The organism is Muribaculum sp. An289 (genome assembly GCF_002159555.1).
In the GTDB taxonomy this organism is placed as follows: Bacteria; Bacteroidota; Bacteroidia; order Bacteroidales; family UBA932; genus Merdivivens; species Merdivivens faecigallinarum.
This window is the reverse complement of record NZ_NFIV01000008.1, coordinates 64,598-87,069: the sequence shown is the minus strand read 5'-3', so window position 1 is coordinate 87,069 and position 22,472 is coordinate 64,598. Positions and strand designations below refer to the sequence as shown.

Sequence of the window (22,472 nt, the reverse complement as noted above, 5' to 3'; positions counted from 1 at the left end):
GGCAGTAGTCTTTAAAGGCTTTTCACCGCTGCAAGCATCGTTTCGAAAGCTTCGTTGAGCCCTTCAATTTTCTTGCCGCCCGCAGTCGCAAGCGTGGCCTGTCCTCCTCCGCCTCCCTGGATGGCTTTGGCGGCATTCCTTATGTCATTGACCGCATTTGCCCCTCTCTCAACGAGTTGAGGAGAGTACATGAGTAGGAGCTGTGGTTTCCCTTCATGCTCGTAGGCGGCAATCAGTGCGCTGTCGGAAGCCTCTTTCAGCAGGGCGAAGCCGATGTTCTTGACGACATTGGCGTTGTAGCTTCCCTTGAGTGTCATTATTTTTATGCCGTTGTATTCCTCGGCATTGTCCATGAGTTCCCTGGTCTTTGCCTCGGCCCTTTTCTTCGCAGCCTCTTCAAGTTCTTTTTTAAGGGCGGAATTGTCTTCCACGAGTTTTTTGACGGCGGCGGTGAGGTTAGGGGTGTTGGACATGATTTCGCGGATGGTCTTTATTATGTCCTGCATCAGGTATACGGCATTTTCGGCGTAGGCTCCGGTTACCGCTTCGATTCGTCTTATGCCGGCCGCTATCGCCGATTCGGACACGATTTTGAAGAAACCGATGTTTCCTGTGGAGCTTGTGTGGGTGCCTCCGCAAAGTTCTACCGAATCCCCGAATCTGATTACCCTTACGGTGTCGCCGTATTTTTCGCCGAACAGGGCCATCGCCCCCATGGCGCGGGCTTCATCGATAGGCACGTTCCTACTCTCTTCGAGCGGCGAATTCTCCCTTATGTATGAATTGACGGCCTTTTCGACCTGCGTAATCTGCTCCGGCGTGAGTTTTTCGAAATGCGAGAAGTCGAAACGGAAATATTCCGCGGTAACGTATGAGCCTTTCTGCTCCACGTGCGTGCCGAGGATGTTCCTGAGGGCCTTGTGCAGAAGGTGGGTTGCCGAATGGTTGTTGGCGGTCTCCTGCCTGCGCCTTGCGTCCACTTTCAGGACGAACGTCCCGGTACAGTCCACGGGTTCCGTTTCCGATATGTGTACGGTAAGGTTATTCTCCTTGATGGTATTCGTGATTCTGATGATGTTGCCTTTTTCAGAGATGCATTCTCCCGTATCTCCCGCCTGTCCGCCACTTTCGGCATAGAAAGGGGTGCGGTCGAAAACTATCTGGTACAGGACTTTGTTCTTTGCCTTTACCTGTCTGTATTTGACAAGTCTGGCCTCCGGGACTTCAAGGGTATCGTACCCGACGAATTCCACTCCGTCGAAGCCGTGTATCTCAACCCAGTCTCCCGATTCGATTGCGGTGGCGTTCCTGGCGCGTTCCTTCTGTTTCCCGAGTTCTTTTTCAAAGCCTGACAGGTCTATGGTGTAGCCGTGTTCTGCCGCGATGAGTTCGCTCAGGTCTATAGGGAAGCCGAAGGTGTCGTACAGGGTGAAGGCATCCGTCCCCGAAATGACCTTGGTGCCGGCATGTTTCTCTATCAGGCTGTCCATCAGCTTTATTCCCCTGTCGAGGGTTCTGAGGAAGGCTTCCTCCTCCTCCTTGATTACCTTTTCAATGAGGGCCTGCTGCGAGGCTATTTCCGGGAACTGCTCTCCCATGTCGGCTACGAGCTGTGCCACGAGCCTGCAAAGGAACGGTGCGTTGAATCCGAGGAAGGTGTATCCGTAGCGTACCGCCCTGCGGAGTATCCTTCTGATGACATAGCCTGCCTTGTTGTTGGAAGGCAGCTGTCCGTCCGCTATCGAGAAGCTTATCGCCCTTATATGGTCGGCAATCACCCTCATTGCCATTCCGCTTTTTTCATTTTCGGAATAAGGGAGCCCGCAGAGTTCCGATATCTTGGCTATCATTCCGGAAAAAACGTCGGTATCGTAGCTGCTCTGTTTTCCCTGGAGTACCATGCAGAGCCTTTCGAATCCCATTCCCGTATCCACGTTCGTGTTCGGAAGAGGTTCGAGATGCCCGTCCGCCTTGCGGTTGTACTGCATGAAAACGAGATTCCAGATTTCAATGACGAGGTGGTTCCCCTTGTTTACGAGTTCGCGGCCGGGAACCGCGGCGCGTTCTTCGTCGCTTCTGAGGTCTATGTGTATCTCGCTGCACGGGCCGCATGGGCCGGTATCGCCCATTTCCCAGAAATTGTCCTTTTTGTTTCCGGTCAGTATCCTGTCTTCCGGAAGGTGCTTCTTCCATCTCTCGTACGCTTCCCTGTCCATCTCCGTCCCGTCGGAGGTGTCGCCTTCGAATACGGTGGCGTAAAGCCTTTCCTTGTCTATGCCGTAGACTTCGGTGAGGAGTTCCCATGCCCAGTCTATCGCCTCGTTCTTGAAATAGTCCCCGAAACTCCAGTTCCCCAGCATTTCGAACATGGTGTGGTGGTATGAATCCCTGCCGACTTCTTCAAGGTCGTTGTGCTTGCCGCTTACGCGGAGGCATTTCTGTGTGTCGGCCACCCTTTTGTACTTCGCCGGGGTATTCCCGAGGAACCATTCCTTGAACTGGTTCATTCCGGCATTGGTGAACATGAGTGTGGGGTCGTTTTTCACGACCATGCTTGCCGACGGTACGATTGTATGTCCCTTGGACTTGAAAAAATCGAGGAAAGTCCTGCGTATCTCTTTAGATGTCATAGCTATCAGTTTTCAAAATAGGTTGCAAAATTAATATTTTTCCGGAAAAAAATCCCTATATTTGCAAGATTATATTGTTATGGGGAAAGACAAAAGATATTTTTTCAATTACAAAACGCTTTCTTTCGAGGCCGCCAGGGTTTCCTCTTTTCGCAAGTTCGTGAAGGGAGCCTCCCTGTTCGTCGCAAGTCTTGCGGCTGCGGCTGTGTATTTTTATGCGTATGTCTCTGTCGTGGGCGAAACTCCCAAACAGGCGGTGCTGAGGCATTCGAATGTGGTGCTTTCGTCGAAGCTCGATGTCATGAACAGCCGTCTCGACATCTACGAGGAGAGGTTGGGCGTGCTCGAAGAGAGGGACAATATCGTCTACCGCTCCATTTTCGGAATGGAGGAGATATCTTCCGACATAAGGGAGGCGGGCTACGGCGGCGTGGACAGGTATTCCTCGTTAAGGGCGATGGGCGGCCGTCCGGGGATTCTGGAAAGGACGATGTCGCGGATTGACAGGCTCAACAAAAAGGCGTATGTGCAGTCCCTGTCGTTCGACGATGTCTACAAGGTGTCCCGCCGGGCCGGCGACATGGCCTCCTGCATTCCTGCCATACCCCCGATTACGACCGACCCTGAAATTACGCGTTATTCGAGCAGCTTCGGTTACCGTTCCGATCCGGGGAACAAACAGATAAGGATGCATAGCGGCGTAGACCTTGCGGCCCCTACGGGTACTCCGATACATGCTACCGGGGACGGGACCGTGTGCCGGATAGGCTTCGACTATTACGGCTACGGCCATTATGTGATGATAGACCACGGTTTCGGATACAAGACCCGTTACGGCCACATGAGCAAAATCATTGTCACCAACGGCCAGGAAATCAAGCGCGGGCAGTACATCGGTGATGTAGGCAATACAGGCAGGTCTTTCGGCAGCCATGTGCATTACGAGGTCATTTACAGGGACCGTTGCGTGAATCCGATGAGTTACTTCGATTTGGACATGCCGCCTGAGGATTATGCAGCCATGGTCGGCGATTAGCGTATGGAAAAATACGTTTACAATAAGGACGGGCTCAGATTCGAGCGGCAGAAGCGTTCGGCCGGACATATTTTCCGGACGGTGATGAAATATTTTCTCGCCAGTATCGCCCTGGCAGCCCTGTACTATATAATAATAGCCGTTTTTTTCAGTACGTCGGAGGAGAGGAGGCTGCGTGCCGAAAACCGTCTGATAGAGGAAAAATACGGTACGATTGAAGAGAAGGTGGCGCTTTTGGACGATATAGTTGCCGGTCTGGAAGTGCGCGACAGGGACATTTATTCGAAAATCTTCGATTCGGAACCGATTTTTTCCGACTGGGAAAAACGTTTCATATTCCTCAATGCCCTGGATTCGCTTCCCGAAAGCGAGATTGTCCACAGGACCAACGAAGCCGTAGAAGCCTCGGTGGCCATGTCGTCGTCCATCGGCGGGCGGCTGTCGGAGATAGCCCGGATCGTTTCGGACAAGGCGGCGGACAGCATATTCTTGATTCCACTGTCTTCGCCTGTTCCGGATTTTACGATAACGCAGACCGGCGCTTCGATAGGCAGGAAAATGAATCCTTTCTATAAGATAGTCTATAACCATACAGGGCTCGACATACTTGCTTATGCAGGAGACAAGGTAGTCGCTTCGGCCCCGGGGACGGTAAAACAGGTAGTCAGGTCCAAGACGGGCATGGGCAACTATGTGGTAATAGACCACGGGCACGGGTACGAAAGCATATATGCCCATCTTTCCGAAATAAATGTCAGGAAGGGCAGGCGTATCGCCCGTGGGGAGCAGGTAGGTGTAGTCGGGGTCAGCGGGCTGACTTTCGCGGCCCATCTTCATTATGAGGTACACAAGGACGGCAAGACGATGAATCCGGTGCATTATTTTTTCGCTTCGGAATCCCCGTCCGACTATATAGGGATGATAAGGCTTTCGGCCGGTACCGGCCAGTCGTTGGATTGATTTTTATTCCGGTTCTGTATTATGGGAAGATTGTTTTATAAGGTCGGGGACATAGCCGACGGGTTGGGGGAAAGCCCTTCGCTTGTCAGGTTCTGGGCGAACAAGTTCCCCAAACTGCTGAAACCTTCGAGGGACGGCAAGGGAGACCGTGTGTTTACCGAAGATGACTTCGTGATGTTCAAGAAGATACATTATCTCGTCAAAACCAAGGGAATGACTCTCGACGGGGCCTATAAAAGGCTTCTTGCTGACAAGCAGGGCGGCGGGCTCGGCTCGGATGTCATGGTCAAGGAAAAGCTGGCAAGCATAAGGGAACAGCTTGTCGAAGTATACAAATCTTTATGAACGATGCAATGGAACTGTCTTTGATACTGGATGCGCTGAATGGTTTCGCCCCGCTTTCCTATCAGGAGGACTGGGACAATTCGGGGCTGCTTTACGGGAATCCGGAAATGGAAATAAAGGGAGTCCTGATAGGTTTCGACTGTACGGAAGAACTGATAAGGGAAGCCGTTTCAATGGGAGCCAATCTTGTGATAACCCATCACCCGCTAATATTTAAAGGTATAAGGAAAGTGGTTTCCGGGGATCCCGTTTCGGATGCTTTGGTGGCCGCTATAAAAAACGACGTTGCCGTATATGCGGCTCATACGAGCGCCGACAAGGTGATGGCGGGAGTAAGCGGGGCCATGGGGAGGGCGATCGGCCTGGAAAACATGACTTTCCTCGAAGGGGACGGAGTTTCGGGCCTCGGGGTTGTCGGGAATTTGCCGGAACCTCTTCCTGTCGATTCGCTCATTCCGCTTCTGAAAACTGCCTTCGGATGCAAGGTATTGCGCTGTTCGAAAAAACTCCCGTCGCCGGTTTCGCGCATCGCGCTTTGCGGCGGCTCGGGCTCTTCCCTGATAGGTGCGGCCATGGCTTCGGGTGCGCAGATATATGTCACCGGCGATCTGTCCTATCACGATTTTTATACGCCCGAAGGTTTCATGGTTGCGGACATAGGGCATTATGAAGGCGAAGAAGCCATAACGGAGATATTATTTTCCGTATTAAAGAAAAATTTTCCTACCTTTGCAATCCATATTGCGAAAACAAAACATAATCCTGTATATTATCTATAACGTTATGGTTGTTAAGAAGACAAAAAAAATAATTCCCCCGATAAGCGACAGGGAGACTTTCGTTTCGGTGCAGGCGAACATGGCCGATTCGGACATAAGCATGGAGGAAAAGCTCCGTACCCTTTATGCACTTCAGAAGACGGATTCCAAAATAGACCGTATAATACTTCTGCGCGGGGAGCTGCCTCTTGAAGTCGAGCAGCTGGAAAGCGAGATAGAAGGCCTGAAGACGAGGATTTCACGTTTCAATGCCGAAGTCGATGCTGCCAAGCAGGAGATATCCGAGCACAAGCACCTCATCGTCGAGGCCCAGGCCCTTATGGAAAAATACAAAGGCCAGCTCGACAATTTTACCAATAACCGTGAGTACGAATCGCTTAACAAGCAGATAGAATACCAGGATCTCGAACGTCAGGCGCAGGAAAAGAAGATTTCCATGCTTACCGCCCAGATAACAGGCGTGAAGAACGAAATAGAAGAGACGAAAAAACTTCTTGCCGGCAGGCAGGAGGACCTGAAATGCAAAAAGGCCGAGCTTGAAAGCATAGTCGAGGAGACGACTAAGGAGGAAGCCGTTCTCCGCGAGAAACGCGAGGCGCTGGCTGCCAAGATAGACAAGAGGACACTTTCGGCATACGACAAGGTGCGTTCCAATGCGCGCAACCACCTGGCCGTTGTTACCATCCAAAGGGATGCATGCGGCGGTTGCTTCAACAAGATACCTCCTCAAAGACAGTTGGATATCAATTCCAACAAAAAGCTGATTGTCTGCGAATATTGCGGACGTATCATAGTGAGCCCGAGCTTCGATGAGGAAATAGAATAGTTGCAATCAGGGAAAATGGCTGTCAGGCGTAAAAACGACAACAACAAGCGCGGCACGGTCAATCTGGACGGCATAAGCCTTGAGATGGGGGTAAAGCCTCCGCAGGCGATAGATGTCGAGGAGGCTGTGCTGGGCGCCTTGCTTGTCGAGCCTGAAGTGGTTTCCGGAGTGCTGGACGATTTGGATTCCGAATGTTTTTACAAGGAGTCCGACAGAAAGGTGTTCGAGGCCATCAGTTCCCTTGCGGCGGAGCATTCCCCGATAGATATCTATACCGTATCCCAGCAGATGCAGAAATCCGGCACCCTTGAGTCTGCCGGAGGTGTCTATTTCCTTACACAGCTCAGTCTGAAGATAGGGGCGGCGGCCCATATAGAGCAGCATTGCCGTATCCTGAGGCAGAAATATATCCAGAGGTCCCTGATAACGAGTTCGTACAAGATTCTGAAGGACGCCTTCGACGACAGCGTGAACGTGGACGATTTGCTCGACGGCGCCCAGCAATCCATATTTTCCATAGTCGAAAGCAATATCAAGAGGGACACGAGGACCATACAGTCCATCATCAACGATGCGATAGAGGACATAGAAAAGAGCCAGGAAAGGGGCGACGGCCTCAGCGGGCTTCCGTCAGGAATGGAGGGGCTCGACCGGAAGACCCTCGGCTGGCAGCCTTCCGACCTCATCATAGTGGCGGCCCGCCCTTCGATGGGTAAGACGGCATTCGTGCTCAACATCGCGAGGAACATGACTGTAGATTACAATATCCCGGTAGCGTTTTTCTCGTTGGAAATGCCTTCCATACAGCTTGTCAAGAGGCTGATGATTTCTGAAACGGGGCTTTCCGCCGATAAAATCAAGGGAGGCTCCCCGTTGGAGGATTATGAATGGGTGCAGCTGAATGAAAGGATAAAGGGGCTTGCCAAGGCTCCGCTGTATATCGACGATACGTCTTCACTGCCTATAGGGGAATTCAGGACCAAGGCGCGGAGACTGGTGCAGAAGCATGGGGTCAGGCTTATAATCATAGATTATCTGCAACTTATGAACGGCCCTGCCGAATTGCGAGGGATGAGGGAACAGGAGGTGGCTGCGATTTCGAGGTCCCTTAAGGCCACGGCAAAGGAGCTGAATATCCCTATAATTGCACTCTCCCAGCTGAACCGCAGTGTGGTTACCCGTCCTGGCGCCAACAGCCGTCCGCAGCTGAGCGACTTGCGCGAATCCGGTTCCATAGAGCAGGATGCCGATATCGTTATGTTCGTCCACCGTTACGACTATGGAATCACACCTGAAGACCCTAATGATGAAGGACGTACAGACATTATCATAGCAAAGCACCGTAACGGAGAGACCTGCGACATCCCGATGCGTTTCAGGTCTTCGGAGCTCCGTTTCGTGGACGATATTTCGCAAAGCGCCCTTCTCGGCGGAAGCAGTTACACGGTTTCCCGTACAAATTCCAGAATGAATGAGGACAGACAGTCATACGATGATATGCCTGCCGGAGCAGGTTTCTGATGCCGGATCCCGTCAGGATGCATGCAGGGCGTTCCTTTTTGCGCTCGCATGTTCGTGTTGCCTGTTTTTCCCCATGTTTTCCATACATGCACAGGATGTTTTGCCGCAAGAACGGCAGAAATCATTGGAGGAGCTTTTGCAGGAACCTCCCCGGGAGTGCCTTCCCGTAAGGGAGATACCCCCTGAGGACTGTGCCTTCGACGAAGGGGAAAGGCTTGAATTTTCTGTCAGGTATGTATGGGGCATTTTGGATTCTGAAGTCGGCAAGGCTTCCGCTACGGTGGCAGAAGCCGAGGGAGGAAGCGGTGTCCCTTTGTACCATTGTATTGCCGAAGGACGCACTTCCAGATTTTTCGACATGTTTTTCAAGGTGCGCGAGCGTTTCGAGTCCTGGTTCCGGCAAAGCGACATGAGGCCCCTCGCTTCATCGAGGGATACTTACGAGGGCGGATACGAGGCGCGGAACAATTATAGATGGATACGCCCCGGGGAGCAAATAGAGGCGGACGTCTATACGACGAGGCTCGGGGATACTTCCATGGTACTTCCGGGGACCGAATGCACCTTCGATCTTGTATCGCTGTTTTATTTCGCGAGGAACCTGGATTTTTCAAATTATGAAGAAAATGTAAAATATCCGATATCGTTCGCGATAGATGATGGCATTTATAATCTTTATTTTATAATTTTGGGTCGGGAAACGATAAGAATAAGGGGCGTGGGAAAATTCCGGACCATCAAATTCGCCGCAAGGATGGTGGCCGGCGAGGTGTTCAACGGGGATACGGACATGTATATCTGGGTCACCGATGACAAGAACAAGGTTCCGGTATATTTCGAAAGTCCTATAAAGGTAGGTTCGGTGTCGGGAAGGATAACCGGTTTTTCCGGGCTGAAACATCCGTTGGACTCCAAGATAGACTGATTGTTATGGGTAAAGGGAAAATAATTCATGACGGAATCGTGCGCGAGGTGCATAAGGACAGCGTGACAGTCGAAATGGTATGCAAGACCGCCTGTGCGGGCTGCCATGCGAAAGGCGCCTGCGGGGTTTCTGACGAATCGGTCAGGCTGATAACCGTGCCTGTCCCTCCTTTCGGGCTTTTCGAGCCAGGGGAAAAGGTTTTTGTCGAGCTTAAAAGTTCGATGGGGCTGAAGGCTGTCTGGATTTCGTATGTGATTCCGTTGGCGATTTTAATGATATTAATATTATCTTTGTCCTCGGCGGGGATGAAGGAACTGTATGTAGGGGCCATTTCCATAGCGGGGGTGGGGTTGTATTATCTCGTAATATACTTGTTGAGGGGCAAGTTGGCCCGACAGTTCTGTTTCAGCTTGCGCAAAGCCTCCTGACGGGGCCGGACATATTGGTTGACAGGAAATATTTGTATTTTTATTATGCTTACAATAATCATTTGGACTGTAGCAGTCTTGACTGTATTAGGAGCCGTTTTGGCTTTGGTCCTGTATCTCGTGGCTTCCAAGTTCAAGGTTGAGGAAGACCCTCGCGTGGATGAGGTAGAGGCGCTTCTTCCGGGAGCGAACTGCGGAGGTTGCGGGCATGCCGGCTGCCATGCGTTTGCGCAGGCCTGCGTAGGGGCTTCGAGCCTGGACGGTCATTTCTGTCCTGTAGGCGGGAACAAGGTAATGAAGGCCGTGGCCGGAGTACTTGGTTTCGAGGCCGGCGAACAGGCTCCGATGGTTGCCGTGCTCAGATGCAACGGCAGTTGCGGCAACCGCGAAAAGACCACTTCTTATGACGGTTATGTTTCGTGCAAGGTTATCAGCACCCTTTATGCCGGGGAGACGGCATGCCGTTTCGGCTGTCTCGGCGGCGGCGATTGCGAAAGGGTCTGCCAGTTCGGGGCCATCAGAATGAATCCCGAAACAGGTCTTCCGGAGGTGGACCAGGAATTGTGTACCGCCTGCGGCGCCTGTGTCCGCGAATGTCCCAAGCACATACTTGAGCTTCGTCTCAAAGGTCCTAAGGAGGGCCGCAGGGTTTATGTCGCCTGCGCCAACCAGGACAAGGGCGGAGTGGCGAAGAAGGCCTGCAAGGTTGCCTGCATCGGTTGCGGAAAATGCGCAAAAGCCTGTCCTTTCGGTGCCATTACCGTAGAGAACAATCTGGCTTACATAGATTTCAACAAGTGCAAACTGTGCCGCAAATGCGTTGCGGAATGTCCGACTGGTGCCATACATGCGGTTAATTTTCCTGTAAAACCGCCTGTCGCTCCTGAAGCCGGCCAACCGTCCGCGGTTGCGGTTCCGGCAAACGAAGACAGGCCGGCCCAATCCTTAAATTGATTCGATATGAGAAAGAGAACATTTTCAATAGGCGGTGTCCATCCCGATGACCATAAGATAGCCCGGGATTGCGCGATTGAAGACTTGCCTCTCGCACCGCTTTTCAGCGTTTCCATGGCGCAGCATCTCGGTGCTCCGGCCACTCCGGCAGTAGCTGTCGGTGACAAGGTGAAGGTAGGGCAGGTCATAGGTGAACCGTCCGGTTTCATTTCGGCGTATGTGCATTCTCCCGTTTCCGGTACCGTAAAGGCGGTGGCTCCGAAAGCCAACCTGCTCGGAAACATGGTGGTACATGTCGATATAGAAGTCGAGGGGGACGAATGGATGGAGGACATCGACAGGACCGGCGATATCGTTAGGGAGATAACCCTTGACAGGGAACAGATACTTGAACGCATCAGGAAATGCGGTGTCGTGGGACTCGGAGGCGCTACGTTCCCGACCCATGTCAAGCTTTCCCCTCCTCCGGGAAAGAAAGCCGACATACTGATTCTCAACGGGGCCGAATGCGAACCGTACCTTACTTCGGATTACAGGATAATGCTCGAACGCGGGGAGGAGATAGTTATAGGTGCTGAGATAATGAAGCTTGTTCTCGGTGTCCCGCGCGTAGTGATAGGCATTGAAGAAAACAAGCCGGAGGCAATTGAAAATCTCGGAAAAATCGTCCGTTCCCATGAGGGAATCGAGGTCATGGCATTGAAAAAGCGTTATCCGCAGGGCGGGGAGAAGCAGCTCATCAATGCGGTTACGGGCCGTCAGGTGCCTTCCATGGCGCTTCCGATAGATGCCGGAGCCGTAGTGCAGAATGTGGGTACTTCCCTTGCCGTATATGAGGCCGTGCAGAAAAACAAGCCGTTGATAGACAATGTGCTGACTGTTACCGGAGAATGCTGCCCGAGACAGAGGAACCTCCGCGTGAGGGTCGGAACCCCGTTGTCTTTCATCCTTGAGCAGTCCGGCGGGATTCCCGAGAATGCGGTAAAAATCATAAGCGGAGGCCCTATGATGGGGTGGGCCGTTTCAAATATCGAAGCTACGACGGTAAAGAGCACTTCTTCCCTGCTTTGTCTGACGGCAGAGCAGACAATGAGGAAGGAGGAAGGCAACTGCATACGTTGCGGCAAATGCGTTGATGCCTGTCCGATGGGTCTGGAGCCTTATCTTCTCAACAGGCTCGCCCGTGCAAGGAAGCTGGACGAGCTGGAGCAGAATGCGGTTTACGACTGCATCGAATGCGGATGCTGCCTTTACAGCTGTCCTGCCCATATCCCGCTTCTGGATACCATAAGAGTATATAAACGCGAAGTGCTCGGCATAATGAAGAGCCGTGCGGCCGCGGCCAAATAAACCGTTAAGAAAAAGTATTTAAATGAAAAAGTTAATAGTTTCACCATCACCGCACATACATTCGGCGGACTCGACACGGAAGATTATGAGGGACGTGCTCATAGCGATGGCTCCCGCATTCCTGGTTTCCGTGTGGTTTTTCGGAATGTCTGTAATAATGCTTGCACTTGTGGGAGTGCTTGCCTGCGTTTTGACCGAGTGGCTTATCACGAAGTTTCTGATGAAACGCAAAAGTACGGTTTCTGATTTGTCGGCTGCCGTGACCGGCGTGCTGTTGGCGTTGAACCTTCCGCCGAACTCCCCATGGTGGCTCATAGCCGTTGGCGCGGTATTTTCGATAGGTGTCGTCAAGATGTCTTTCGGAGGCCTCGGTCAGAATATTTTCAATCCGGCCATAGCGGGCCGCGTTTTCCTTCTGATATCCTTCCCTACGCTGATGACCGACTGGTCCCTTCCGGATTTCTGGCTCCGCGCTTCCGGGGCAGGAGTGGATGCGGTTTCAGGGGCCACTCCTTTGGCCATAGTCAAGGAAGGGCTTGCTGGCGGGATGACAATGGACGAGATTTTCGCCGCAAACGGTTTTACTTATTCCGAGATGCTGTTTGCGAGGATAGGTGGTTCCGTAGGCGAGGTATCGGCCGTGGCCCTCATCATAGGCTTCATATACCTGCTCGCGCGCAAGGTCGTAAAGCCGCACATACCGCTCGCCATCATCTGTACGATTTTCATTTTCAGCGGGATTTTCTGGCTGATAGACCCTCAGTATTATACCGACCCTGTTTTCAATATCCTTACCGGCGGTGTGCTCCTGGGCTCGTTTTTCATGGCAACGGATTATGCGACGTCCCCGATGGGCAAGACCGCAATGGTTATTTATGGCGTGGGAATAGGTCTCATCACTGTAATTATCAGATATTTCGGTTCATATCCGGAAGGAATTTCATTCGCGATACTCATAATGAATTCGGTAGTTCCTTTGTTGAACAAATATGTAAAACCAAGAAAATTCGGGAGGTAGCAAAATGGCTTTGGAATCCACAGTTAAAAATATGTTTGTCAGCTTGACTGTCATTTGCCTGGTGTGCTCGGCGCTGCTCGGAGGTGCATACGCCATTACGAAGGATGCCATAGCCCAGGCCGATGTGAATAAGCAGAACGAGGCCATCGCCCGCGTAGTGCCGGAATTCGACAATGTCCCTTCGCAGGAAATGTTCGAAGTGGAACTCGACGGCAAGAACTATACGGTATATCCGGCTTCGCTTTCCGGCGAGACAGTAGGTTATGCCATCAATACTTCGGCAACCGGTTTCAGCGGTTCCGTAGTAATCATGGTAGGCATTACGGCCGATGGGATGATTTTCAATACCGTCCCGGTTTCGCATGCTGAAACCCCCGGGCTCGGAGCCAAGATTTCGGAAGAGGGCAATGCCTTCGTAGAGCAATTCCGCGGGCTGGACCCTTCCTCCGTAGTGCTTAAGGTAAAGAAGGACGGAGGCGATATCGATGCAATCACTGCTTCGACGATAACTTCGAGGGCCTACACGGCTGCCGTGGAAACGGCCTGGAAGGTGTTTAACAAGATAAAGGAGATGTAGTCATGGGAAAAATGAAGGTAATACTCAACGGGCTTATAAAGGAGAACCCTACTTTCGTGCTTCTGCTCGGAATGTGCCCTACTCTCGGTACCACGACTTCGGCAATAAACGGAATGGGCATGGGGCTCGCCACGATGTGCGTGCTGATTCTTTCCAATATGGCCATTTCGGCAATAGCGCGGTTCATTCCCGACAAAGTCAGGATACCTTGTTATATAGTGGTGATTGCCACTTTCGTGACGATTGTCCAGCTTCTGATGCAGGCTTTCCTGCCTTCGCTGTACGAGACCCTCGGACTGTTCATCCCTCTTATCGTGGTGAACTGCATAGTGCTCGGCAGGGCGGAGGCATACGCAAACAAACACGGGGTGATTGATTCGGCCTGCGACGGCATAGGCATCGGACTCGGTTTCACTTTCGCCCTTACCATCCTCGGGCTCGTCAGGGAAATACTCGGAAGCGGTTCCGTTTTCGGAATGAAATTCATTTCGGGCGACGGCATGCTTGCTTTCATACTTGCTCCGGGAGCGTTCATCGTGCTCGGTTACCTTATAGTCGTTTTTAGAAGGCTTACGGCCAAGATTAAATTGTAGGAGAACTGGTTATGGAATTTCTGATAATAATAATTTCCGCGGTTTTTGTAAACAATATCCTGCTTGCACAGTTCCTCGGGGTCTGTCCTTTCCTTGGCGTATCCAATAAGGTTTCCACGGCTGTGGGAATGTCTGGCGCGGTATGTTTCGTCATGACTCTTGCGACCCTTGTCACTTACCTGTTGCAGATATACGTGCTGGTTCCACTTGGCCTGGAGTTCTTGCAGACGATAAGTTTCATACTCGTCATTGCCGCCCTTGTGCAGATGGTCGAAATCATACTGAAGAAGATTTCCCCTTCGCTGTACTCTGCCCTTGGAATTTTCCTGCCGTTGATTACCACGAACTGTACGGTGCTTGGTATCGCTTTGGTCGTAGTGACAAAGGAATTCGCTTTCGGAGGAGGCGAACCTGCCATGCTCAATCTCGGGGAATCCGTATTCTACGCTTTCGCAAGCGCTTTGGGATACGGTGTCGCCATGATAATTTTCTCGGGAATCAGGGAGCAGCTCGAACTTGCGTCCGTTCCGAAGTCGTTCAAGGGCATTCCTGTAGCGCTTTTGACCGCGGGTATCCTTGCGATGGCCTTCATGGGCTTCGCCGGGCTGGTTTAATGCCTCCTGGTTGGCTCAGTGCCTTCTGGCTCCTGCTGGTAGTGATGCCGTGATTTGGGGCTTGAAGCACGCCCCGACTTAATTAAGAAGCGTAGTTATGTATTGATATACAGCATGTTAGTGTTGTAATAAAAATTTCTCACTGTGGATTCTGAGGGGTTCCGAACCCCTTGAAATCCACAGTGATTTTTTACGTCTAATGTTTATCTTGTTGATTATTAATGTATTGTATAGGTGGAGGTTAAGTCGGGGCGTGCCCAAAGCGGCAAAAAGTGCATTGGCGTAAGCCGTTATTGTATGCGGTGTCCGGCAAGTAGTGTCGGGTCGATGCCAGTTACCCGTGAAATCTGCTTCGTGCCTGCACCATAGTGTTTCCGCAACATCTCCGCGAGATGTAGTTTTTCTTCTATGGCAAGATAATCGATGCCGGGCTTGTCGAATTTTTTTCGGCAAATCTCCATGGCAGAATTGTACAGTTCCTGGTCATTGTATCGCCCATGCCTGAGAATTCCTGTCTCCATTTCCAGTATCCGGTCATTGTTTACCGACAGATGGTAGATGAATTCTTCCGGAGTGCGGTAGAGTCGTTCAACAAATTCATACTCTATATAATTGTGCGGATATATCATCCCGTCGGTAGACAGTTCATATTCATCCGGAAGTGCCACCCTCGTCCCAAAGAGGGCACGCTTTTGCCTGACGGACATTCCGGATGCCTGTATGCAGCCGTAAGCATACTCCTTTGTCTGGGAAAAGTACGACCCGATGGAACTCCACCTGTAATTCCATGGCGTGAGATTTGCCTGGGCGGCCATCGGGTTTCTCAACACGTATGCGATTACCTTTTTCATATAGTCTTGCGAATCTATCCTGATAATTGCTGTGTCCCCGCTGAAGGCGGTAATCCTTGAGCTTATCTTCCTTTTAAGCAGGCGGATGAAGCCATTGCATGTTTCGTAATGCCCCTTCATGACAAAATGTACATGGTTGCTCATCAGGCAGAAGCAGTACAGCTTTACCGGACGTAGCAATGCGCATACGGCCACATCGTTCATTCCGTTGATAAAATCCTCGTCTGTCCTGAAAATCATACTGCGGGACAATCCGTCAGTACATACATGAAAATATTCCTCACTCTCCATATCGTCCCCTCTTGTTTGGAGCAAATGTAGCAAAATCCTTCAAGCCGGTCAATTTTTACTCGCTCTGAAGCACGCCCCGACTTAATTAAAGAGTGTGGTTGCGTGCTGATATACAGCACGTTAGTACTAAGATGAAAAATTTTTCACTGTGGATTCTGAGGTGTTCCGAACCCCTTGAAATCCACAGCGATTTTTTATACCTAATGGCTATTTTATTGATTGTCAATATGTTACATGAATAAGGGTTAAGTCGGGGTGTGCTCGAAGCTGCATAGGTTTGGCTCGAAGCTGCATAGGTTTGGCTCGAAGCAGCAAAAAGTCGTGCCCGAAACGGCAAAAAGTGAAAAAATCCTGAAAAAAATTTTTGCAGATTAAAAAAATCCCATTACATTTGCAGTGTATTAGTTTTCTAATACACCAAAACAATAATACTACTACGATATGATCGAAATCAGCAATCTTACTTTCGGTTACGGGCAAAGGCCCGTGTTCCGGAACCTGTCCGTAAACTTCAAGGAAGGTTCGATTTACGGACTGCTCGGTGAAAACGGGGTGGGAAAGACCACCCTGTTGAAGCTGATTTGCTCTTTGCAGCAAAGCCGCCACTCCAACGGTACAATCAAGGTAGACGGTATGAAACCGGAAAGCAGGAAGCCGTCTTTCCTTGAAAATATTTTTTACGTGCCGGATGAAATACCTGTTCCGAAAGGGACGGTAATGACTTTCGTTAAGGAAAATGGAAGGTTTTATCCAAATTTCAGCATGGACGTTTTCCTGGACTTTGCAAAGGAATTGGAAATAGACCCGCGGATGTCTTTCCGTAAAATGTCTTTCGGGCAGCAGAAAAAGGCCCACCTTGCCTTTGCACTGTCGCTCGGGACCAAGTATCTTCTTATGGACGAGCCTACCAACGGTCTCGACATACCGTCCAAGGCCACGTTCCGTTCCCTGATTGTCCGTCTCAGCACGGAAAACAGGATAATCATCATTTCAACGCATCAGGTAAAGGACGTCGAGAACGTGATAGATCCGATAATCATCCTCGACAAGGAGAGGGTGCTGCTGAACGCTACCATACAGCAGATTACCGACAGGCTGTATTTTGACTACAGCGGAACGGTGGACGAAACGGCCCTTTACCGTGAGGCCAATGCCGCCGGCATGATCCAGGTGCTCCCGAATGTGACCGGGGCGGACAGCAAGGTCAACATCGAGGCGCTCTTCAACGCGGTTTACAGAAACAAGGAAACAATACAATCATTTTTTGAAAAACAATGACAGCCATGAACGACATATTCAGTTTTAAAAGATTCGGCCGTACACTCCGGCACGATATCATAGGGACGGCAAACAGGGCGGGGCTTTCGATGCTCCTCACTCCGGCGATAGTGCTTTTGGCGGTTGCGCTGGTCATGCAGCTGTATGATCTGATATTCATGTACCGTTTCGGGGAGGAGATTCCCGTATATCCTGTGGCGAGGTTTGTCATACTTTGCATAACGCATATCATACTTATGCTTTTCATGGCAACATCGAGTTTCGGACATCTGACCGACAGGCGTAACAATATCACGCAATTGATGCTGCCGGCCTCGACATTGGAAAAATTCCTGAGCATTACCATCATATATTATATTTTCACTCCGATAGTAATTTTCCTTGCCGGATGGGCTGGCGATACCCTGATTGCCCTTACGGGGCTCGGAGGTTTTACCGGATACATGAATCCGGCGGATATGGCTCACAGCATCGATAAATTTTACGGCGAAGTATTCGTGCCCGGAATGGCGTCTGTGCTCAATCATGCATTGTGGAGCTGGATAGCCGGCTATTTCATGGTTGCGGCATTCGTTCTTCTCTGCGCAATTCTGTTCAAGTCTTACAAAGTGTTGAAAACCATAGCCGTTTATCTTGGTTTGAGCCTCGTGCTCGGGAATTTGCAGACTATTTTTTTCGGGAAGAAGGTCCTGTTTCTTATGGAGGGAATCGAAACCCAATCGGCAGAGCAGGCCGAATATATTCCGATGCAGATATTTGATACGGCAGATAAGCTTTTGCAATACGGTCTGATTTTCAGCATCGTGGCCTTCATCGCACTGAGCATAGCCATATATTACAGACTCAGGACCGTCAAATCGTAAGGAGGTTTTACCATGCAATTCGATGACAATATGCCGATATATCTTCAGATAGCCGACCGTATCTGTGAAAACATACTGTCGGGAAAATGGGGCCCGGACTGCCGTATCCCCTCTGTCAGGGAGATGGGCGCCGAGTATCAGGTAAACCCGAATACGATGATGCGCAGCTACGATTATCTGCAACAGAAAAACATTATCTACAACAAGCGCGGAATAGGTTATTTCGTATCTTCGGGAAGCATCTCGCTGATACTCGAGAATCAGAAGAAAAAACTTATCGACAATGACCTCCCGCAGTTGATTAAGAAAATGTTCCTTCTCGGCTTTACCCGAGAAAATGCGATAGAAGCCGTTGAAAAAGGATTCGATGAAGTACAGGAAGAAGAACTTGTTAAAAGTAATTGATATGAAACGGATAATTACATTTTTTACATTGCTCATGCTCGCCTTCGGCGGAAAAACCGCCATGGGACAGGATACGGTCGGGTGTGCCGCTCCCGAGGACAAAAGGATTCTGACCTATTCTGAAATTGAGAACGAGTTCAAGGACGGAAAGGATTGGGGGAATATTTACGTGGAAGCCGGCATGTTCTATTCGATGGGCAGCCATACCGGGAACGGAGTCTTCGAAAATGTTTCCATAGGCTACAGGATTCCGAAATCATTTTCGGTGATTTACCTCGAATGGGGTTTTACGAACAAGGAAACCATCTCGGGATATCCAGAGATGCATACAGGAATGGTGGCATTGGGTTATGACATACAGAGATTCAAGAATTCCAGTTTCAGCATGGAACCGAGGCTGGGTGTCGGATTCGCCACGGGCGGCTTCGGTACACCCCAAAGGTCTTACCGGTTGGCAGCGGAAGCCGGACTTATGTTGAAATATGAAATAAACCGGTGTTATTTCGGCTTCCAGAGCAAACTCATGGGAGTAGTGATCGAATATGGCAAAAGCGGCATGTTCGAATTCATGAGCGGTTTTGTCTTCGGCATCCGTTTTTAGTTACTTTACGGTATTTTCATTAATTTTGCAGACAGTGTATTAAAAGGATTTTGAAATATTATTTTATTATGATACGTAACAGGATAACAATCATTTTGCTGGTATTGTCCCCGCTGTTTTTTTCGCTGACTTCATGCTTTAACATGTCTTTCAGTCTGAACGGGGACAGGCTCGTCACGGTCGAACCTGCCGACAGTACGTATGTCAGGGCTTCGGATTCTTCCGCTACGAAGGTTTTGGAAATAGGGGATTTCGAGTCCATGGATGTTTCCCATGCTTTCGAAATAGTTTTCTCTCCGCAAGTGGCCGAGGGGACGGCCGAGCTGACTGCACCGGTGAACCTTTTCGACTGCATAGGCAGTGAAGTCGACGATGACGGCTGTCTCAATGTCGAATACATCCGCAATGTAAGATTGGGCTCGGGAATCGCCAATCCGGTTCTGAGGCTTTCTTCGGCAGAAAAATTCAGCAGTATCGACATGACCGGTGCGACAAAGGTATCGTCGGAGGATACGCTGAGGCTGGAGGACCTTGAAATAGAAGTTTCCGGGGCAAGCGGCATTGAACTGGCCCTGATGGCGGACAAACTGTATATAAGGACTTCCGGAGCATCCGGTGCCGTGCTTGAAGGCAGTTGCAAAGAGCTCGGTATCAAGGTTTCCGGGGCGAGCAAGACGGATGCTCAGTCGTTGAAGGCGGATTATTGCGACGTAGAGTGCAGCGGCGCTTCCAAGATATCCGTATGGTGCGGCAAGGAAATCGTCCTCGACTGTTCCGGGGCTTCGAAAATCGATATCTACGGGCCGGGAGTGATAGCCAAACAGTCCGTATCCGGAGCATCAAGCATTTCAAAGAAATAATGAAAAAATCATCCGGTTCCATACTTGTCGTTGATGACAATGAGGGTATAATAAGCGCCCTCAGGCTGTTGTTGCCGCAATATTTTTCCAAGGTAAAATGCATCGGCTCTCCCAAAGGGATTATGTCCTCTTTGGGAGAGGATGCGTTCAACGTGGTCCTGCTCGACATGAATTTTACTTCCGAAGTCAATAACGGGAACGAAGGGCTTTTCTGGCTTTCGGAGATAAAGAAACATTATCCTAAAACCGAAGTCGTGCTTTTTACCGCGTACGCCGACATCGACCTTGCAATCGAAGGGATGAAGCGCGGGGCCTTTGATTTCATTGTCAAGCCCTGGGACAATGAAAAGCTGACGGCAACCTTGCAGGCGGCATGTATGCTGTCTTCCGGGAAAACTGAGAAGCGGCAGTCTTCGCACGCAGGGAAAAACGAGGCAATGTATTGGGGGGATTCCGAAAAAATGCGGCTGCTGAAGGAACAGGTTTCACGCATAGCGGCGACGGATGCCTCCGTGCTGATTACCGGGGAGAACGGTACTGGGAAGGATATGCTGGCCAAGGAGATACACAGGCTTTCGGGCCGGAGGGACAGGCCTATGGTGTCCGTCGATATGGGGGCCATCCCCGAAACCCTTTTTGAAAGCGAGCTGTTCGGGCATGTAAAGGGGGCCTTTACCGATGCACGCTCCGACAGGACCGGCAAATTCGAGGAAGCCGGCGGAGGAACCCTGTTTCTTGACGAGATAGGAAATATCCCGCTGCATCTTCAGGCAAAGCTGCTCAGGGCATTGCAGGAGAGGGCAGTCGTGAGGGTCGGCAGCAACAAGCCAATCCCGATAGACATAAGGCTGATTTGCGCTACCAACAGCGACATCCCCGCGCTTGTGGCCGGAGGACGGTTCCGCGAAGACCTGTATTACCGTATCAATACCATACACCTCCACCTCCCTCCGTTAAGGGAGAGGCGTGACGAGATTCTCCCGCTTTCCGAAATGTTCGTGAAAATCTTTTCGGAAAAATATTCCAGGGACGGCCTCTTTTTGAGCACCGAATCCCGCGAAGCCCTTGTCCGGCATGATTGGAGCGGCAATATCAGGGAGTTGCAGAACTGCATAGAAAAAGCGGTGATACTCACTTCCGGCAACTGTATTTCACCGGACGACCTCCAGCTTTCGGAAAAATATGCTCCGCGCAACACCGGCGTGAAAGAGGGGGAGGATTTTACTGCGGGGACTCTGGAGGATATGGAAATCAAAATGATAACCCATGCCCTGAAAGAGTATGAGGGCAATATGTCATTGGTTGCGAAGTCCCTCGGAATCACGCGCCAGACACTTTACAACAAAATGAAACGCTATAATCTGTAAGTGCGATGAGGCTGCGTACCGTCCTGTTGATAATCCTTGTAATAGCTTTTTCCGCCATATCGGTCCTGCTGTTCTGCAACGGCCATTATACCCTCGGCGGTGTCGCGGTCGTATTTCTCGCCGTCATTTCGGCCGTCTGTTATGCCGAGTATTTCCGCAATCTGCGCAAGCTTATCTTTATGCTGGACGCTTTCGAGGCCAACGATTTCATGGTAAGGTTGCAGGAAACCGGGAGCGGCAGGGACAAACTTTTCATCAGGCTTCTCAACAGGATAAAGCACAAGCTCGACAGCGAAAAGGCAAGTATCCGCGAAAAGGAGATGTTTTACGGGAAGATGCTCGACAATGTCACATCAGGAGTGATTGCCGTCGACGAGTACGGGACGGTCGTGTTTTCAAATCCGGAAGCTACTTCGCTTTTCGGCAAGGAAGTGATGAACCTCAGGCAGCTGGACAATATCAGGCCCGGCCTGTGCGGCGAATTCCTGTCGATAGGCAGGGATGACAGTGCGAGAATTTCGTTTTTCAACGAGAGCCGCGAAGTCGTGCTCCGTGTCATGGAAAGCGAGACGACGGTGACCGGAACTCATTCCGGGCGGCAGGAAAGGCTGCGCATATTTACCTTCAATGATATAGAGCGGGAGATGGAGGTGCGCGAAACAGAATCCTGGGACAGGCTTATCAGGGTGCTCACCCATGAAATAATGAACAATCTCAGTCCGATTTCGTCGATTAGCGAGACCCTTTACGCCCTGTCTTCCGAGCCCGGAAACCATGACAAGGAGATATCGGACGGCCTGCGTACAATCAATGCGACATCGAAGGGCCTCATGTCCTTTGTCGAGGCCTACCGCAAGGTTACGAGGATTCCGGAGCCCGTAAAGAAAATCTGCAATGTCACGGAATTGATTGAGAGGGATATTACCCTCGTCTCCCCGGAAATTTCGGCCGCCGGAGTGAAATGTTCATTCGTCAGTGAGGACAGGGACATATTGATCCATGCCGATGAGAATATGATTTCACAGGTGATTGTCAATCTGCTACGCAATGCCGTACAGTCTTTCGACATGGAGGAGCCGCCTGCTGACAAGAAGATTGATATCCGTTGCCGTATGGACAAATCCGAAAATGTCATCATCGAGATAGCCGACAACGGCAAACCCATACCCCCTGAAAGTGTCGAGCAGATATTCGTCCCGTTCTTTACCACCAAGAAGAAAGGAACGGGCATCGGTCTCAGCCTTGCCCGCCAGATAATGCTCCGCCACAACGGCTCCATCAGGCTCGTCAGGTCGAATGCCTCGTCGACGGTATTTGCCTTGGTGTTCGGGTAGGACCACCGAGCACACACATCGCCCTTAGAAGTGCCTCTGACAAGGGTTCATGTGCGCGGTGGTATC

General features: G+C 50.7%; 23 protein-coding genes. 21 read left to right on the top strand and 2 right to left on the bottom strand.

Features of this window, described 5'->3' with window-relative positions:
- Positions 1 to 11: 11 nt before the first annotated feature.
- Positions 12 to 2,630 (bottom strand): alanine--tRNA ligase, encoded by a 2,619-nt coding sequence (gene alaS, locus B5F83_RS07770; RefSeq protein ID WP_087279069.1) that lies wholly within the window; start codon positions 2,628 to 2,630, stop codon positions 12 to 14.
- A gap of 79 nt (positions 2,631 to 2,709) precedes the next feature.
- Between alaS and B5F83_RS07765 the strand changes: the two genes are divergently transcribed.
- The 14 genes from B5F83_RS07765 to B5F83_RS07700 are packed head-to-tail and all read left to right on the top strand — an operon-like array spanning position 2,710 to position 14,556.
- Positions 2,710 to 3,666: a M23 family metallopeptidase gene (locus B5F83_RS07765; RefSeq protein ID WP_087279072.1), complete on the top strand. Its 957-nt coding sequence runs from the start codon at positions 2,710 to 2,712 to the stop codon at positions 3,664 to 3,666.
- Between the two features lie 3 nt (positions 3,667 to 3,669).
- Positions 3,670 to 4,626 carry a M23 family metallopeptidase gene (locus B5F83_RS07760; protein WP_087279075.1) on the top strand — a complete coding sequence of 319 codons (957 nt, stop codon included), beginning with the start codon at positions 3,670 to 3,672 and terminating at the stop codon, positions 4,624 to 4,626.
- 21 nt (positions 4,627 to 4,647) lie between these two features.
- Positions 4,648 to 4,971, top strand: coding sequence for a MerR family transcriptional regulator (locus B5F83_RS07755; protein ID WP_087279079.1), 324 nt, complete (start codon positions 4,648 to 4,650; stop codon positions 4,969 to 4,971).
- Positions 4,968 to 5,750: a Nif3-like dinuclear metal center hexameric protein gene (locus B5F83_RS07750; protein WP_087279082.1), complete on the top strand. Its 783-nt coding sequence runs from the start codon at positions 4,968 to 4,970 to the stop codon at positions 5,748 to 5,750. The genes B5F83_RS07755 and B5F83_RS07750 overlap by 4 nt, the downstream gene beginning before the upstream one ends.
- Positions 5,751 to 5,754: 4 nt before the next feature.
- Positions 5,755 to 6,576 carry a C4-type zinc ribbon domain-containing protein gene (locus tag B5F83_RS07745; protein WP_239383844.1) on the top strand — a complete coding sequence of 274 codons (822 nt, stop codon included), beginning with the start codon at positions 5,755 to 5,757 and terminating at the stop codon, positions 6,574 to 6,576.
- 15 nt (positions 6,577 to 6,591) lie between these two features.
- On the top strand, positions 6,592 to 8,097 hold the full coding sequence (gene dnaB, locus B5F83_RS07740) for a replicative DNA helicase (protein ID WP_087279085.1): 1,506 nt from the start codon (positions 6,592 to 6,594) through the stop codon (positions 8,095 to 8,097).
- A complete protein-coding gene (locus B5F83_RS07735; protein WP_087279087.1) occupies positions 8,048 to 9,022 on the top strand; it encodes a DUF3108 domain-containing protein in 975 nt (324 codons plus the stop codon). Before dnaB ends, B5F83_RS07735 begins: the two co-directional genes overlap by 50 nt.
- A gap of 5 nt (positions 9,023 to 9,027) precedes the next feature.
- Positions 9,028 to 9,450 (top strand): SoxR reducing system RseC family protein, encoded by a 423-nt coding sequence (locus B5F83_RS07730; RefSeq protein ID WP_087279090.1) that lies wholly within the window; start codon positions 9,028 to 9,030, stop codon positions 9,448 to 9,450.
- Between the two features lie 45 nt (positions 9,451 to 9,495).
- A complete protein-coding gene (locus B5F83_RS07725; protein ID WP_087279093.1) occupies positions 9,496 to 10,404 on the top strand; it encodes an RnfABCDGE type electron transport complex subunit B in 909 nt (302 codons plus the stop codon).
- Positions 10,405 to 10,410: 6 nt separating this feature from the next.
- Complete coding sequence (gene rsxC, locus B5F83_RS07720; protein WP_204207359.1) at positions 10,411 to 11,754, top strand: electron transport complex subunit RsxC; 1,344 nt, start codon at positions 10,411 to 10,413, stop codon at positions 11,752 to 11,754.
- Positions 11,755 to 11,776: 22 nt separating this feature from the next.
- Entirely contained in the window at positions 11,777 to 12,772 is a 996-nt protein-coding gene (locus B5F83_RS07715; protein WP_087279096.1) for an RnfABCDGE type electron transport complex subunit D, read from the top strand.
- 31 nt (positions 12,773 to 12,803) lie between these two features.
- Positions 12,804 to 13,349 carry an RnfABCDGE type electron transport complex subunit G gene (locus B5F83_RS07710; RefSeq protein WP_158094188.1) on the top strand — a complete coding sequence of 182 codons (546 nt, stop codon included), beginning with the start codon at positions 12,804 to 12,806 and terminating at the stop codon, positions 13,347 to 13,349.
- Between the two features lie 2 nt (positions 13,350 to 13,351).
- Positions 13,352 to 13,942, top strand: coding sequence for an electron transport complex subunit E (locus tag B5F83_RS07705; protein WP_087279103.1), 591 nt, complete (start codon positions 13,352 to 13,354; stop codon positions 13,940 to 13,942).
- Between the two features lie 11 nt (positions 13,943 to 13,953).
- The gene (locus tag B5F83_RS07700; protein ID WP_087279107.1) at positions 13,954 to 14,556 is read left to right on the top strand and encodes an RnfABCDGE type electron transport complex subunit A; all 603 of its coding nucleotides are present in this window, start codon (positions 13,954 to 13,956) and stop codon (positions 14,554 to 14,556) included.
- A gap of 290 nt (positions 14,557 to 14,846) precedes the next feature.
- On the opposite strand, the gene B5F83_RS07695 is transcribed toward B5F83_RS07700, so the two are convergent.
- Complete coding sequence (locus B5F83_RS07695) at positions 14,847 to 15,698, bottom strand: hypothetical protein (protein WP_087325295.1); 852 nt, start codon at positions 15,696 to 15,698, stop codon at positions 14,847 to 14,849.
- A 441-nt stretch (positions 15,699 to 16,139) separates the two neighbouring features.
- Between B5F83_RS07695 and B5F83_RS07690 the strand changes: the two genes are divergently transcribed.
- The 7 genes from B5F83_RS07690 (at position 16,140) to B5F83_RS07660 (ending at position 22,406) form a co-directional block, all read left to right on the top strand.
- Positions 16,140 to 16,976, top strand: a complete 837-nt coding sequence (locus tag B5F83_RS07690) for an ABC transporter ATP-binding protein (protein ID WP_087279113.1) — start codon at positions 16,140 to 16,142, stop codon at positions 16,974 to 16,976.
- Positions 16,977 to 16,981: 5 nt separating this feature from the next.
- Positions 16,982 to 17,839: a hypothetical protein gene (locus B5F83_RS07685; RefSeq protein ID WP_143822501.1), complete on the top strand. Its 858-nt coding sequence runs from the start codon at positions 16,982 to 16,984 to the stop codon at positions 17,837 to 17,839.
- 12 nt (positions 17,840 to 17,851) lie between these two features.
- Entirely contained in the window at positions 17,852 to 18,244 is a 393-nt protein-coding gene (locus B5F83_RS07680; RefSeq protein ID WP_087279119.1) for a GntR family transcriptional regulator, read from the top strand.
- A gap of 1 nt (position 18,245) precedes the next feature.
- Positions 18,246 to 18,845, top strand: coding sequence for a hypothetical protein (locus B5F83_RS07675; protein ID WP_087325293.1), 600 nt, complete (start codon positions 18,246 to 18,248; stop codon positions 18,843 to 18,845).
- Positions 18,846 to 18,913: 68 nt separating this feature from the next.
- Positions 18,914 to 19,705, top strand: a complete 792-nt coding sequence (locus B5F83_RS07670) for a DUF2807 domain-containing protein (protein ID WP_143822500.1) — start codon at positions 18,914 to 18,916, stop codon at positions 19,703 to 19,705.
- On the top strand, positions 19,705 to 21,072 hold the full coding sequence (locus tag B5F83_RS07665; protein ID WP_087279128.1) for a sigma-54 dependent transcriptional regulator: 1,368 nt from the start codon (positions 19,705 to 19,707) through the stop codon (positions 21,070 to 21,072). Before B5F83_RS07670 ends, B5F83_RS07665 begins: the two co-directional genes overlap by 1 nt.
- 5 nt (positions 21,073 to 21,077) lie before the next feature.
- On the top strand, positions 21,078 to 22,406 hold the full coding sequence (locus tag B5F83_RS07660; protein ID WP_087279132.1) for an ATP-binding protein: 1,329 nt from the start codon (positions 21,078 to 21,080) through the stop codon (positions 22,404 to 22,406).
- Positions 22,407 to 22,472 lie beyond the last annotated feature (66 nt).

Bases quoted from the DNA above. Each gene is read 5' to 3' on its own strand.
- B5F83_RS07680 (WP_087279119.1), top strand. From the start codon at position 17,852: ATGCAATTCGATGACAATATGCCGATATATCTTCAGATAGCCGACCGT.
- B5F83_RS07710 (WP_158094188.1), top strand. From the start codon at position 12,804: ATGTTTGTCAGCTTGACTGTCATTTGCCTGGTGTGCTCGGCGCTGCTC.
- dnaB (WP_087279085.1), top strand. From the start codon at position 6,592: ATGGCTGTCAGGCGTAAAAACGACAACAACAAGCGCGGCACGGTCAAT.
- B5F83_RS07745 (WP_239383844.1), top strand. From the start codon at position 5,755: ATGGTTGTTAAGAAGACAAAAAAAATAATTCCCCCGATAAGCGACAGG.
- B5F83_RS07735 (WP_087279087.1), top strand. From the start codon at position 8,048: ATGAGGACAGACAGTCATACGATGATATGCCTGCCGGAGCAGGTTTCT.
- B5F83_RS07670 (WP_143822500.1), top strand. From the start codon at position 18,914: ATGATACGTAACAGGATAACAATCATTTTGCTGGTATTGTCCCCGCTG.
- B5F83_RS07715 (WP_087279096.1), top strand. From the start codon at position 11,777: ATGAAAAAGTTAATAGTTTCACCATCACCGCACATACATTCGGCGGAC.
- B5F83_RS07685 (WP_143822501.1), top strand. From the start codon at position 16,982: ATGAACGACATATTCAGTTTTAAAAGATTCGGCCGTACACTCCGGCAC.
- B5F83_RS07730 (WP_087279090.1), top strand. From the start codon at position 9,028: ATGGGTAAAGGGAAAATAATTCATGACGGAATCGTGCGCGAGGTGCAT.
- B5F83_RS07660 (WP_087279132.1), top strand. From the start codon at position 21,078: ATGAGGCTGCGTACCGTCCTGTTGATAATCCTTGTAATAGCTTTTTCC.
- B5F83_RS07750 (WP_087279082.1), top strand. From the start codon at position 4,968: ATGAACGATGCAATGGAACTGTCTTTGATACTGGATGCGCTGAATGGT.
- B5F83_RS07705 (WP_087279103.1), top strand. From the start codon at position 13,352: ATGGGAAAAATGAAGGTAATACTCAACGGGCTTATAAAGGAGAACCCT.
- B5F83_RS07675 (WP_087325293.1), top strand. From the start codon at position 18,246: ATGAAACGGATAATTACATTTTTTACATTGCTCATGCTCGCCTTCGGC.
- alaS (WP_087279069.1), bottom strand. From the start codon at position 2,630: ATGACATCTAAAGAGATACGCAGGACTTTCCTCGATTTTTTCAAGTCC.
- B5F83_RS07665 (WP_087279128.1), top strand. From the start codon at position 19,705: ATGAAAAAATCATCCGGTTCCATACTTGTCGTTGATGACAATGAGGGT.
- B5F83_RS07690 (WP_087279113.1), top strand. From the start codon at position 16,140: ATGATCGAAATCAGCAATCTTACTTTCGGTTACGGGCAAAGGCCCGTG.
- B5F83_RS07700 (WP_087279107.1), top strand. From the start codon at position 13,954: ATGGAATTTCTGATAATAATAATTTCCGCGGTTTTTGTAAACAATATC.
- B5F83_RS07725 (WP_087279093.1), top strand. From the start codon at position 9,496: ATGCTTACAATAATCATTTGGACTGTAGCAGTCTTGACTGTATTAGGA.
- B5F83_RS07765 (WP_087279072.1), top strand. From the start codon at position 2,710: ATGGGGAAAGACAAAAGATATTTTTTCAATTACAAAACGCTTTCTTTC.
- B5F83_RS07695 (WP_087325295.1), bottom strand. From the start codon at position 15,698: ATGGAGAGTGAGGAATATTTTCATGTATGTACTGACGGATTGTCCCGC.
- rsxC (WP_204207359.1), top strand. From the start codon at position 10,411: ATGAGAAAGAGAACATTTTCAATAGGCGGTGTCCATCCCGATGACCAT.
- B5F83_RS07755 (WP_087279079.1), top strand. From the start codon at position 4,648: ATGGGAAGATTGTTTTATAAGGTCGGGGACATAGCCGACGGGTTGGGG.
- B5F83_RS07760 (WP_087279075.1), top strand. From the start codon at position 3,670: ATGGAAAAATACGTTTACAATAAGGACGGGCTCAGATTCGAGCGGCAG.